Source organism: Archangium violaceum (genome assembly GCF_016887565.1).
Classification (GTDB): Bacteria; Myxococcota; Myxococcia; order Myxococcales; family Myxococcaceae; genus Archangium; species Archangium violaceum_B.
In genome coordinates, this window is the sequence record NZ_CP069396.1 from 6,323,622 (window position 1) to 6,336,780 (window position 13,159).

Sequence of the window (13,159 nt, forward strand, 5' to 3'; positions counted from 1 at the left end):
CAATTGATAGTTCCGGGCCCGAATCATAGAAATGCTCGATGGACTTCCCGGAGCTTCCCTTCCTACGCACCTTCGTGATCGTCTACGAGGCGCGCAGCATCACGGCGGCCTCGGCGCGCCTGCACCGCACCCAACCCACGGTGAGCTACCAATTGCGCCGTCTGGAGGAGGCGGTTGGCGCGCCGCTGTTCGAGCGCCGCTCGGCGCGCCTCGTCCCCACGCCCATGGCGGACCGGCTCTTCCGGTTTCTCAGCGGCTTCGCCCGTGATGTGCAACTCGTGCTGCGGGGAGACGAGGAGGACCGGCCGTTGGAGATCGCGGCGGTCTCCGGCTTCGGTCGCTACGTTCTGTTCCCAAGGGTGCTCGAATCGGAGCGGCTACGGCGGGCGCTGACACTGCGCTATCCATCGGCCGAGGAGGTCTTCCGCCGGGTGCTCGAAGGACAGGTGGACGTGGGCTTCTCCTACCGGGCCACGGTGCACCCGCGCCTCGTCCTGGAGCCTGTGTATGAGGAGAAGCTGGTGCTCGTGGCGGGGCCCGCCTGGGCCCGCCGCTTGCGCGCCCAGGCGGGCTTCCAGGACGTGCCGCTCGTGACGTACGACGAGGGCGACTATGTGGTGGGCCGCTGGCTCGGTCACCACTTCGGCAGGCGCCACCCACGCTGGTACAGCACCGCGCATTTCGAGGAGCTGGAGGAGGTGCTGGAGCTGGTGGCGCGCGGGCAGGGCGTCGCTGTCGTCCCCGGCTTCTGCATCACCAGGGAACGCCCCCTGCGGGTGGTGGGTTGGGGCAAGGCCGCGCTGACGAACACGATCTACGCGGTGCAGAGAACCCATGCGCCCGTGCATCCGGCCGTCGTGGAACTGCTCGCCCGCCTGCGCGGGTCCAGGAGTGGACCCGCATGACCCTGTGGGGGGAACCGGGCGATGGGCCCAGGCCTATGCGGTCTCAGTCCGCGTCGTCGACATGCAGCGCGAAGCTCGAGCGCCCCGTCCCAAGACCCGCGCGAAGCTCGAGCGACGGGATGTTGTAGTCGCCATGATTCTGGCGCCGATAGGGAATGGGCGGCTCGCTCATGATCGTCGCCAGCCTTCGCCCGAGCGTCGATGTGGCCGCATCGAACCCGGCCGCATCGAGCTTGTCGGCCCGGTAGACGACGAAGGGCCGGAGCACGTCGAAGCCGGGGTAGAACAGCATCCCGTGGTTGATCGGGAACAGGAGGTCGTCGATCGGCCCGTTGACCCCGCGCGGCCCGTAGTGCGAGGCCCAGCCGCCAACCGTGACGCTCAGCATCGCCCGCTTGCCGACGAGCATGCCCTCCCCGTAGCGATCACCCCAGTGTGTCTCGGAATGCTCGCCGACCCCGTAGGCGAAGCCATAGGCATAGACGCGCTCGAACCAGCCCTTGAGGATCGCCGGCATGGTGAACCACCACATCGGGAACTGGAGGATGAGCAGGTCCGCCCAGCGCAGCCTGGCCTGTTCCGCGGTGACGTCAGGGGGCTGGCAGCCGGTCGCATAGGCCACGCGCGATGCCTCGACAGGGCGCAGCCGCTCGTCCTTGGCGAGCTGCGGGAAGTCGCCGCGGTCGAGCACCGCCGACCAGCCGGCGCGATAGAGATCGGTGATCTGCACCGAGTGACCGGCCCGCTCGAGCGTCGCCGCCGCATGGCGCGCCAGCGCGGCATTGAGCGAGTGGGGATCTGGGTGAGCAAGGACGATGAGCGTGTTCATGGGCGGCCTCTTTCGGAGTGTGGACCGCACTGAAGTAGACCGGCGGCCATTTTGCCGCTATTCGCATGGGACGCATGATGGTTTGCCGGAAAAGGGATAGATGACGGCAGAGCTTCAGCATCTGCAGACCTTCGTCCGCGTCGTCGAGCGCGGCAGCCTCAGCGCGGTCGCGCGTGAGCTCGGCGTCGGCCAATCGACGATCAGCCGCCACCTCAGCGCGCTCGAGGCAAGCGTCGGGACCCCGCTTCTCCATCGGACGACACGGCACAGCGCGCTCACCGAGGCGGGTACCCGCTATTACGAGGAAGCACTGCGCATCCTCGAGCTCGTCGACCGCGCCGGCGAGGCGGCGCGTGCCGCCGTCGGCACCGCGGCGGGACGGCTGCGTGTCACCTGTTCCTCCGCGTTCGGTATCCTGCATGTCACCCGGTGGTTGCTGGCCTTCCAGGCGGAGCATCCGGGCGTGAGCATCGATCTCAGCCTGACAGACGAACGCGCCGACCTCGTGCGCGACGGCTTCGACCTCGCGATCCGCATCGGCACCCTGCACGATAGCGCCCTGGTTGCGCGCAAGCTCGGTGAGGCGCGGCGCGTCGTCGTCGCCGCGCCGGCCTATCTGGCGCGCCATGGCACGCCGCGCCGGCCCGAGGACCTTGCCCGCCATAACGCGATCCGCTTCGCCGGCCGGCCCGACATCGCACGACTGGCGTTCGCCGCCCGGGACGGCGGCACCGTGACCGTCCGGTTGCAGGGCGACTTCGAGGTCAACCATGGGCTGGCGATCCGCGAGGCGCTGCTCGCCGGGCGCGGACTGGCGGTGGCGCATTGGTGGCTCGTCGCAGACCTCGTCGAGCGCGGCGACCTGTCCGTCGTCCTGTCGCACCACCGGCTCGCGACCCTGCCGATCCACCTGCTCACCGTGCGCGGCGCGCGGGCGACCACCCGGCTGCGCCTGCTCGTCGACCATCTCGTCAGCGCCGCCGCGACGATCCCGGGTCTCGAGCGCGGCGGGCCATGAGGTGAGGGCCGTCCCAGGCGGGGGCCTCGAGCGGCGAACGCGTCATCGAGCGGCTGCCACCACCACGGCCTTCGGTTCCAGGTAGGCCTCCAGTCCATACGGGCCGTTCTCGCGGCCGATGCCGGACTGCTTGAAGCCGCCGAACGGGGCCTTGGGCTCGTGGGCGAGGGTGTTGACCAGTACGCGGCCGGCCTCGAGCCGCGCGGCCACTCGCGCGCCGCGCTGGGGATCGCCAGAGGCCACGTAGCCGTGCAGGCCGTAGGTCGTGTCGTTGGCGATGGCAACCGCCTCGTCCTCGTCACGGTAGGTGATGAGCGACAACACCGGCCCGAAGATCTCCTCGCGCGCGATGGTCATGTCGTTGCGCACGCCGGTGAACACGGTGGGTTTCACGCACCAGCCACGTTCCATGCCCTCGGGCCGGCCTTCGCCGCCGACCAGCAGGCGCGCGCCTTCGTTGATGCCCAGGCGGATGTAGCGCTGCACGCGCTCCCACTGTTTCGCGCTCACCATCGGGCCGATGGCGGTGTCGGCGTCGCGCGGGTCGCCGGACTTCGTCGCGTGCACTTCGCGGGCGAGCAGCGATTCGAACTCGGCCTGTCGAGACGCCGGCACCAGGATGCGGGTACCGGCGATGCATGCCTGTCCACTGTTCATGAACCCGGCTTGCACCGCCAGTGGTACCGCGGTGGCGAAGTCGGCATCGTCCAACACCACCATGGGCGACTTGCCGCCCAGCTCCAGCGTCACCCGTTTCAGGGTTTCCGCGCCGGCGCGAAGGATGGTCTTGCCCACCACGGTCGAGCCGGTGAACGAAATCTTGGCCACGTCCGGCGAGGCGCTGAGCTCCGCGCCCACCACCTCGCCACGCCCGGTGACGATGTTGAATACACCGGGCGGCAGGCGGGCCTCGTGCAGTGCCCGGGTGACGATGCGCGTCTGGAGCGCGCTCATCTCACTGGGCTTGAGCACCGCGGTGCAACCGGCGGCCAGCGCGGTGGCCAGTTTGCCGCAGATGAAGCCGGCGTCGTTGTTCCAGGGAGTGATCAGGCCGGCCACGCCCATCGGCTGCATCACCACCCGCGCGGCCCCCGCCTGGCGCTCGAAGTCGTACCGCGCCAGCACCTCGATCATTTCGCCGATCACCTGGTGGGCATGGCTCGCCATCCAGCGGGCGCGCGACACCGGCGCGCCGTACTCGCTGACGATGGCCTCGAACAGCTCGTCCTCGCACGCGGCCACCGCCGCCCGCATGCGCTCGAGCATCGCGATGCGCTCGGCCCGGGTCGTGCGTGAGAACGCCGGGAAGGCACGTCTGGCCGCGTCGATGGCGCGACGCGCGTCCTCGGCATCGGCCAGTCGCACCTGACCGATCACCTCCTCGGTGGCGGGGTTGAACAGGTTGAACCATTCGTCGCCATGCGGGGTGACGAAGGCGCCGTCGATGTAGATCTGGTCGATGCGTTCCATAGAAAGGACTCCGGTGAAGGCCGGGCTTGGTACCCGTCGAAATCCAGTCTGTGGGTGGCTGACCATCCCGACAAGCAGGTGTATTCTGCAAGGGCCATCCTGAAAATCAGGACAATCCCATGCACCGCTCAGGACTGATCGAACTGGAGACCGTGCTCGCCGTCGCCCGTCTCGGCAGCTTCCGCGCCGCCGCCAGGCAACTGGGCATGTCCACCTCGGCGGTCAGCAGCGCGGTCGCTGGGCTGGAGGCGCGGCTGCGGGCGCGCCTGTTTCACCGCACCACCCGCAGCGTGGCGTTGACCGAGGCCGGCCAGCGCTACGTGCAGCGCATTGCTCCGGCGGTGGCGGAGATCCGCGGTGCCAACGAGGACATCAACAGCCAGCCCGAAGCCCCGGCCGGCACGCTGCGAATCAACGCGCCGAGGGACGCGGTGCGGATGATCTTCGAGCCCCTGTTGCTCGAATACCTGCACCGCTATCCGCAGGTGAATCTGGACATCGTCAGCGAGGAGCGGATGATCGACATCGTCGCCGACGGTTTCGACGCCGGCATCCGCCTGGCCGAAGCGGTGCCGCGGGACATGGTCTCCGTGCCGCTCAGCGAGGACCTGCGCATGGTTGTCGTCGGCTCACCCGCTTATTTCGCGGAACACGGCAAGCCGCGGGTGCCGGACGACCTGACCGGCCACGCCGCCATCCGCATGCGTCTGTCGCATGGCGGTCTGTATCGCTGGGAATTGGAGCGCCGCGGCGAGGCACTGGAGATCGATCTACCGCCGCGGGTGGCCCTCAACGATCAGCACACCGTGCGCCAGGCCGCCCGCGCGGGGATCGGCCTGGCGTTCCTGTCCGAGTGGCACATCGCCGATGACCTGGCCAGTGGCCACCTGGTGACCGTGCTGGACGACTGGTGCCCCTCCTTTCCAGGCCTTCGCCTGTATTACCCCAGGCACCGGTACGTACCGGCGGGATTGAAGGCGCTGGTGGAGCTGATCCGCGAGAAGAACATCGGTCGCCGCGCGGCGCGCTGAGCCACTCGAGCAGGTGTTGGGGAGGGGCCGTGCCCCTGGATTCGAGACCCAGGGGCGCGGGTTCAAATCCTGTTACGGGCGCAAGAACCTGGCGATGTGCGCGGCGGCGGCGTCGGACGAGGCTGGCTCCCTCCACATGTTGTGGGTGGCCCCGGCGAGCTCGATCCACCTTGCATGCTTGACGTTGCACGCGAACGCCATCGCGGCCTGCTGGAAGGCCGAGTCCGCGGCGCTCGCGTCGACACCCAGGGAGGGCGGAATCGTGGGCAGGCTGAAGTCGCGGGTGAGGAGCAGCGCCTTCTTCACCGCCGGCCAGGTCTCCGTCACATCGAACTGGGTGTAGGCCGTGAGCCCGGTGATGTACTCGTCATACGTCATGCTCGAGGAGGAGGGATCGAAGAACAGGGCCTCGATCTGGAGCACGCTGTAGGGTCCGGCCGGCAAGCCGAAGACGTTGTCCGGGAGGAACTGGATGGGCGGAACCTGGCCCAGCGAGATCTGCCCGTCATCGAGGAGCACCACCTTGTTGAGTGCCCGGGTCGGATGCGCCTGCTCGAAGGCCAGCGCCTGCAGCGCACCGGCGGAGTGTCCCGCCAGATACGCGTTGTGAATCCCCTCCTGGTTCATGAAGGCGAGGATGACCTTGTTCATCAGGTCGACGAGGTCGGCCCTGATGGCGTGGTCCGACTGTCCCTGATTGAGCGGATCGATGGAGAGGACGGCGTAGTCCGCGAACAGGTCCCGGTGGAAGATCGAATCACCGGTGGTGCCCGGGTCGCCGTACCCGGGGATGTAGATGATCGTCTTCTTCTTGCCGTGATTCCAGTACACGCCGTGGAACGAGAGCCCCTCCTGCTCGACCCAGACGTCTCGGGTGGGAACCTGTGCCGTGGCTGGAGCCGCTCCGAGGAAGAGCACCGCGGCGAGAACACCCAATATCCATGACCCCATTCTCATGCTGTTCATCTGGCTGTCCTTTGCCGGCGGGAGACGGAAGCGCCACGGTCCGCCGGAAGTGGCCAGATTGCGGTCGCCGCGTGACATGTCAACGCCGAAGAGATGCTCGAAGATGCCGCCGCCCACCTCGATGCTGGCCCTGGACCTTCCTCCGTGGAACCCCGAGGATGCGCATCCCTCGCGGAGGAGCACGACGGCATGTCACGGTTCTGGGGATTCTTCCTGGTGGTCTCGGCGCTGGTGTTGGGGGGATGTGGGGATGCGCGTCCGGTCTCGGATGCAGCTCGGAGAGAGGCTCGTCAGGAACTGGCCGCTCCGACCTTCACGAGCTTCAGCCCGACGAGTGGTGAGGCCGGGTGGACCACCATCACCCTGACCGGTACCGGCCTCACCGGGACGAGGGTGGTGCGCTTCAACGGCGTGGCCGCCGAATTCACGGTCTACAGCGACACGAGGGTGTCGGCGGATGTGCCCGATGGGGCTTCCTCCGGGCCCATCACCCTCGTCACGGACGCGGGCTCGGTGAGCTCCTCGACCTCCTTCACGGTGCTTCCAGAGCCGGAGCCCACCGGTTTCTCGCCGCGGTATGGAACCGCCGGCACCACGGTCACCCTCACCGGCAACAACCTGGCGGGCGCGACGGATGTCACCTTCGATGGGGTCGACGCCACCTCCTTCACGGTGGTCGACAACACCCGAATCACCGCCACGGTTCCACCGGGCGCGACGACCGGAGAGCTGCGGGTGGACGCGCCGGGCGGGTACACCTCCTTTGGTATCTTCACCGTGCTCAGCAGCGCCGTGCCCACCCTCACGTCCTTCAGCCCGGCCTCCGCGGGCAAGGACAAGCGCGTCACCCTCACCGGGACGGGCTTCACGGGAGCCACCGCGGTGAGCTTCAACGGGACCGATGTCTCCTCCGTCTACGTGGAGAGCGACACCAGCCTCTACGTCTACGTCCCCACGGGCGCGACCACCGGTCGTCTCCGTGTGTACAACTCGCAGGGAGTGGGGAGTTCCTCGTCCGACTTCACCGTCCTGCCCGCCCCTCGCATCACCGGCTTCAGTCCCACGTCCGGCCCTGTCGGTACGGTCGTCACCCTGAACGGCAGTGGCTTCACCGGTGCCACGGACGTCCGCCTGGGGAACACCACGCTGACCGTCACCCCCAAAAGCGATACCCAGCTCACCGTCACCGTCCGGACCGGAACCCTGAGCGGAACCTTCCGCGTCGACGCTCCGGGCGGACAGGCCACCTCCGACTCCAGCTTCTCCGTGCAGAGCGGTGGCAGCCCCACCCTGAGCAGCTTCTCTCCGAATTCCGGCTGGGTCGGCACCAGCGTCACCCTCGATGGCGCCAACTTCACCGGGACCACGGAGGTCAGCTTCAACGGCACTCCCGCGACGAACTTCTCGCTCAGTGGCGACTCGCGCCTCTATGTCAACGTTCCGAGCGGTGCCACCAGTGGGTCCATCCGCGTGGTGAACACGAAGGGGCAGGTGGGTTCGCCCCCTTTCACCGTCATGGCGACGCCCACGCTCACCGGGTTCAGCCCCGCGAGCGGCGCGGTGGGGACCGTGGTGACGCTCACCGGCAGCGGCTTCGCGGGGTCCCCGTCCGTGCGGTTCGGGGGAGAGTACGCGGACGCCACCGTGGTGAGTGCCACCCAACTGACCGCCATCGTTCCGGCAGGAGCCGAGTCGGGGCAGCTGGTGGTCTCCGTGGGGGGGCAGTGGCTCACCTCCACGGAGAGCTTCACGGTGCTCGGCAGCGCCGCGCCCACCCTCGCCCGGTTCTCCCCGGCGAGCGGTGACGTGGGCACCGACGTCATCATCGATGGGTCGTACTTCACCGGGGTGAGCCGGGTCGAGTTCAACGGAGTCCCGGCGTCATCCGTCTCCCTCACGAGCGATGGGCGGCTGCGTGCGTCCGTGCCAGCCGGTGCCAGCACCGGCCCCATCCGGATCGTCACCAGCGCGGGGGCGGTCACCTCGAGCACGCCCTTCACCGTGCTCTCGATGCCGGCCATCACCGGCTTCACTCCCGCGCGTGGCACCATCGGCACCACGGTGACGCTCACCGGCACCGGTTTCACCCGGGTCCGCCGGGCGTGGTTCTCGCCGTCACGGGACGCCACCTTCATGGTGGTCAGCGACACCGAGATGAAGCTCATCGTCCCTCTCGGGGCGATCACCGGGAGCATCACCCTCATCTCCGGGTCTGTCAGCTACTCCGATCGCGAGTTCGTCGTGGATGCCAACAGCGCGCCCACCCTCACGAGCATCAGCCCTTCGGCGGGCGGCGTCGAAACGATCGTCTATCTCTACGGCTCGGGGTTCACCGGCACCACGCGGGTGAGCTTCAATGGCATCCCGGCGAGGTATTTCTCCCCCTCCGCTGATGGCGCGTTGACCGTCCAGGTGCCGCCCGGAGCCACGAGCGGGCCCATCCAGGTCACCAACTCGGTGGGCAGCGCCACGTCCAGCACCTCCTTCACGGTCCTCCCACCGCCGGCCGTTACGGGCCTCTCACCGACGAGTGGCCCGGTCGGGACCCGGGTGACGCTCACCGGCACGGGCTTCACCGGCACCAGCACCGTGCGCTTCGGAGGCGTCTCCTCCTCCCGGATCGAGGTGCTGAGCGATACCCAGATGACCGCCGACGTGCCGGGCGGAGCGCTCTCCGGGCCCGTGACGCTCCACGGAGCGGCGGGCAACTCCCTGACTTCCGTGGACTTCTCCGTGGTGAGCGGCTGTGCGCCCTTCATCACCGGGTTCTCTCCGGACTCCGGTGGGCCGAATGGCGTGACCATCACGGTGCGGGGTGGCTGCTTCACCGGGACCACCCAGGTGCGCCTCAATGGCACCCCAGCCCGGTTCTCGATGGGCTCCGACGGGGTCCTCTATCTCTGGGTACCCGAGGGAGCGACCTCGGGTCCCATCTCGGTGCGGAACTCTCTGGGCACCGCCACGTCGAGCCTGCCTTTCACGGTAGTGCCGGGACCGGTCATCTCCCGCATCTCGCCCACGAGCGGCCCGCCCGGCACCCAGGTGACGATCACCGGTACGGGCCTCGCCAGTACGTATTGGGCGGGCGTGACGGGGGGGAGCAGGGGGGGCTCCTACAAGGTCCTCGGTGACACGCAGGTCGTCGTCACCATCCCCTGGGGTGGGCGCTCGGGTCCCATCTCGCTCATGACGAACGGTGGCAGTGCGGTCTCGACGGAGATCTTCACCGTCCAGGCCGTGAACGCGCCCACCCTCACCGGCTTCGCCCCGGCCCGGGCCGGCCCCGGTACGGAGGTGCTGCTCGAAGGCTCCAGCTTCACCGGCCTCACCGAGGTCCGTTTCAACGGGGTGAAGTCGGAGCTCTTCTCGTACACCGGGAGTGACACGCGGCTGTTCGTCGTGGTGCCTCCGGGAGCCACCACCGGTCCCATCACCGTGGTGAACACCCAGGGCAGCGCCACCTCCTCGGCCAGCCTCATCATCGACTCCGGGAGCGCCGTGTCGCTCACCGGCATCAGCCCCGCCCGAGCCGCGGTGGGCGCCACCGTCGAGCTGTCCGGCACGAACCTGTCCGGGTGCCAGGCCCTCTTCCCCGGCCTCACCAGTGGAGCCAGGGTCCTCTCCAATACGGGGACGCGGATGCAGGTCGTCGTGCCGGAGTCCTCGGCGTCCGGGTTCCTCCAGGTGCGCTGTGCCACGGGAGCGGCGTGGATCAACTTCGAGCTGGCGCCGCCGCCGCGCATCACGGGCATCAGCCCGTCGTCCGGCCCCTCCACCGGAGGGACGCGGGTGGGCCTCACCGGCTCGGGCTTCGAGCCGGGTGCCACGGTGTCCTTCGGTGGGGTGGCGGCGAGCGGGGTCACCGTGGCGGATGGCGAGCACCTCACCGCCACGGCTCCGGCGCACGCGGTGGGGGTGGTGGACGTGGTGGTCTCCAACCCGAGCGGGAGCCGCGCCACCCTGGGCGGGGGCTTCACGTATGAGAAGGCCCCCGCGCCGGTGCTCACGGGCGTCGCTCCGGGCTCCGGGCCGACGCGAGGGGGGAGTGCGCTCACGCTCACGGGCTCGAACTTCGTGGCGGGGGCCCGGGTGACCCTGGGCTCCGTCGAGGCCACCGATGTGACCGTCGTCAGTGCCAACACCCTCACCGCCACGGCTCCGGCGCACGCCGCGGGGGTCGTGGACGTGGCGGTCATCAACCCGGACGAGCAGTCCGCGGTGCTCGCCAAGGGGTTCACCTACCTGGCGCCGCCGACGATCTCCTCCGTCACCCCGGATTCCGGCGAGAGCAACGGGGGCCAACGCGTGACGATCTCCGGCTCGGGCTTCCGGACCGGAGTGAAGGTGCGCTTCGGTGGGGCGGAGGCCGAGGGCGTATCCGTCCTCGGTGACACCTCGCTCTCGGCCTTCACGCCGGTGCATGCCCCGGGCCTCGTGGACGTGCAGGTGGAGAACGCGGACGGGCAGTCGGCCACGCGGGGTGGTGGCTTCACGTACGTTGCCTCGCGGGGGCCGTACCTCACGTTCGTGAGCCCGAACACCGGCGTGTCCTCGGGTGGAGAGTCCTTCACCCTGCGCGGCGGAGACTTCGCGCCCGGAGCCACCGTGAGCATGGGCGGCGTCAGCGCGACGAGCGTCACCGTGGTCGATTCCACCACCCTCACCGGGCTCACGCCCGCGCATGCGCCGGGGAGGGTGGACGTGGTGGTGCGCAACCCGGATGGGCAGACGGCCACGCTCGGTGCTTCCTTCACCTACAGCCTGTCCCCGGCGCCGGAGGTGACGGGGCTCGGCCCCATCGAGGGCACCTCCAACGGTGGCACGCGGATCTTCCTCACTGGCAGGTACTTCGTCCCGGGCATCACGGTGCTCGTCGGCGGGGTGCCGGCCACGGAGGTGTACGTGAACGATGCCACGTCGCTCGCCGCGACCACGCCCGCGCATGCGCCGGGGAGGGTGGACGTGGTGGTGAGGAATCCCGACGGGCAGACCGGCACCCTGGCGAACGGCTTCACGTACGTCGCGGCTCCCGCGCCGGGAGTCTCGGGCATCAGCCCCGGAAGGGGCCCGAGCACCGGCGGGACGCGCGTCACGCTCACGGGGAGCAACTTCGTACCGGGTGCCACGGTGTTGATCGGCGGAGCGAGCGCCACCGAGGTGACGTGGGAGGCCTCCAACACCCTCACCGCGACCACGAGCGCTCGGGCGGCGGGCACGGTGGACGTGGTGGTGAGGAACCCCGATGGGCAACTGGCCACGCTGCCCGGATCCTACACGTACGAGCTCGCGCCGGCGCCGACCCTGGCCGCCATCAACCCGGGGCATGGTCCCGCCACGGGAGGCACGCGCGTCACCCTCACCGGTACCCACTTCGCGCCGGGGGCCCAGGTGCTCCTCGGGGATGTCGCGGCCACGGAGGTGAGCGTGACCAGCGCGACGTCCCTCTCCGCGACCACGCCCGCGCACGCGCCGGGCAGGGTGGACGTGGTGGTGCGCAACGCGGACGGGCAGGGCGCCACCCTGGCGGGGGCCTTCACCTACGACGTGCCGCCTCCGCCCACTGTCCTCTCGGTGGCTCCGGGCAGTGGCCTCTCGACGGGAGGAGCGCGGGTGACCGTCACGGGGACCGGCTTTGGCCCGGGGGCCTCGGTGCGCTTCGGCGGTGAGGTGGCCAGCGGCGTCACCGTCACCAGTGACACCTCGCTCTCCGCGATCCTGCCGCCGCACGCGCCGGGCAATGTGGATGTGGTGGTGCGCAACACCGATGGGCAGGAGGGCTCCCTGCTCGGGGGCTTCACGTACGAGGCGGCTCCGGCCCCCACGCTCGTGGGGCTCTCTCCGGGGAGCGGCTCGGGCAACGGCGGGACGATGGTGACGCTCAGCGGCAGCGGTTTCGTTCCGGGAGCCCGCGTGACGTTCGGGGGTGTGGCGGCCCCGGTGGTGGAGGTGGCGAGCCCGAGCTCCCTCACGGCCACCACGCCGGCCCACGCGGCGGGACGAGTGGACGTCACCGTGACCAATCCGGATGGGCAGGGGGCGACGTTGTCCGGGGCGTTCACCTATGAGGCGGCGCCTCTCCCGGTCCTCTCCTCCATCTCGCCGGCCGCGGGCCCGTCCAGGGGCGGCACGGCGGTCACCCTGCGGGGCTCGGGCTTCGTGCCGGGCGCCACCGTGCGCTTCGGAGGCGTGGCGGCCACCTCGGTGCTCGTGGTGAGCGGCACCTCCATCAGTACCCTCTCGCCGGCCCACGAGCCGGGTCGGGTGGACGTGGAGGTCATCAACCCGGGCGGGGGTCGGGCAGTCCAGGCGGGAGGTTTCCTCTACGAGGTGGACGGGCCCCCGACGGTCTCCTCCGTCAGCCCCAACACCGGCTCCACGAAGGGGGGCACCGTCATCACCATTCGAGGCCTCAACTTCGCCCCCGACGCCCGAGTGATGCTCGGAGGGGTGGATGCCACGAATGTCGTCGTGGCCAGCTCGACTTCCCTCACGGCCACCACACCTCCCCGCGCCACGCCGGGGACAGTGGATGTGTTCGTCCTCAACCCGGGTGGGGCCGACGGCCGTCTGGCGGGGGGCTTCACCTATACGGAGGAGCCGCGGCCGGATGAGGGGGAGGGCGAGGAGGAGGGCGGGGGGTGTGGAGGTTGCGCGGGAGTCCCTGGCCTGCCGGGGGTCGCGCCGTTCCTCCTGCTCGGCCTGGCGCTGCGGCTGCGACGGAATCCACTCAAGGCCACCGTCTCAAGATTCTGACACCTCCATTGATTTCCGAGGCGACTCTCTAGAGCCAGATTGGCGCGAAGGCCCATCGGACGGGCGGGTACGCATTCTGCATTCCCGCTGAACATGACATCGAGAATCCTCTCTCTGCTTGCATTGCTGATGCTGTCCGCCTGTGCCGAGGACCCCGTCGACGGGGTCTGCCGGGAAATAGCCTGTC

At 69.4% G+C, this 13,159-nt stretch carries 7 protein-coding genes; 4 read left to right on the top strand and 3 right to left on the bottom strand.

The genetic code is table 11. The features are described 5' to 3' along the window. The first annotated feature begins 38 nt into the window (after positions 1-38). Positions 39-905: a LysR family transcriptional regulator gene (locus JRI60_RS25430; protein ID WP_204228467.1), complete on the top strand. Its 867-nt coding sequence runs from the start codon at positions 39-41 to the stop codon at positions 903-905. 43 nt (positions 906-948) lie between these two features. Here the strand turns inward: JRI60_RS25430 and JRI60_RS25435 are convergent, their stop codons facing one another. Beyond that, a complete protein-coding gene (locus JRI60_RS25435) occupies positions 949-1,734 on the bottom strand; it encodes an NAD(P)H-dependent oxidoreductase (RefSeq protein ID WP_204228468.1) in 786 nt (261 codons plus the stop codon). A 100-nt stretch (positions 1,735-1,834) separates the two neighbouring features. On the opposite strand from JRI60_RS25435, the gene JRI60_RS25440 reads away from it, so the two are divergent. Then, positions 1,835-2,752, top strand: coding sequence for a LysR family transcriptional regulator (locus tag JRI60_RS25440; RefSeq protein WP_204228469.1), 918 nt, complete (start codon positions 1,835-1,837; stop codon positions 2,750-2,752). Between the two features lie 42 nt (positions 2,753-2,794). On the opposite strand, the gene JRI60_RS25445 is transcribed toward JRI60_RS25440, so the two are convergent. After that, positions 2,795-4,222, bottom strand: coding sequence for an aldehyde dehydrogenase family protein (locus JRI60_RS25445; protein WP_204228470.1), 1,428 nt, complete (start codon positions 4,220-4,222; stop codon positions 2,795-2,797). Positions 4,223-4,341: 119 nt separating this feature from the next. On the opposite strand from JRI60_RS25445, the gene JRI60_RS25450 reads away from it, so the two are divergent. Further along, on the top strand, positions 4,342-5,253 hold the full coding sequence (locus JRI60_RS25450) for a LysR family transcriptional regulator (RefSeq protein ID WP_204228471.1): 912 nt from the start codon (positions 4,342-4,344) through the stop codon (positions 5,251-5,253). 72 nt (positions 5,254-5,325) lie between these two features. Here the strand turns inward: JRI60_RS25450 and JRI60_RS25455 are convergent, their stop codons facing one another. Then, entirely contained in the window at positions 5,326-6,219 is an 894-nt protein-coding gene (locus JRI60_RS25455; protein ID WP_204228472.1) for an alpha/beta fold hydrolase, read from the bottom strand. Positions 6,220-6,408: 189 nt separating this feature from the next. On the opposite strand from JRI60_RS25455, the gene JRI60_RS25460 reads away from it, so the two are divergent. Then, complete coding sequence (locus JRI60_RS25460; protein ID WP_204228473.1) at positions 6,409-12,972, top strand: IPT/TIG domain-containing protein; 6,564 nt, start codon at positions 6,409-6,411, stop codon at positions 12,970-12,972. Positions 12,973-13,159 lie beyond the last annotated feature (187 nt).

Bases quoted from the DNA above. Each gene is read 5' to 3' on its own strand.
- JRI60_RS25440 (WP_204228469.1), top strand. From the start codon at position 1,835: ATGACGGCAGAGCTTCAGCATCTGCAGACCTTCGTCCGCGTCGTCGAG.
- JRI60_RS25460 (WP_204228473.1), top strand. From the start codon at position 6,409: ATGTCACGGTTCTGGGGATTCTTCCTGGTGGTCTCGGCGCTGGTGTTG.
- JRI60_RS25450 (WP_204228471.1), top strand. From the start codon at position 4,342: ATGCACCGCTCAGGACTGATCGAACTGGAGACCGTGCTCGCCGTCGCC.
- JRI60_RS25445 (WP_204228470.1), bottom strand. From the start codon at position 4,222: ATGGAACGCATCGACCAGATCTACATCGACGGCGCCTTCGTCACCCCG.
- JRI60_RS25435 (WP_204228468.1), bottom strand. From the start codon at position 1,734: ATGAACACGCTCATCGTCCTTGCTCACCCAGATCCCCACTCGCTCAAT.
- JRI60_RS25430 (WP_204228467.1), top strand. From the start codon at position 39: ATGGACTTCCCGGAGCTTCCCTTCCTACGCACCTTCGTGATCGTCTAC.
- JRI60_RS25455 (WP_204228472.1), bottom strand. From the start codon at position 6,219: ATGAACAGCATGAGAATGGGGTCATGGATATTGGGTGTTCTCGCCGCG.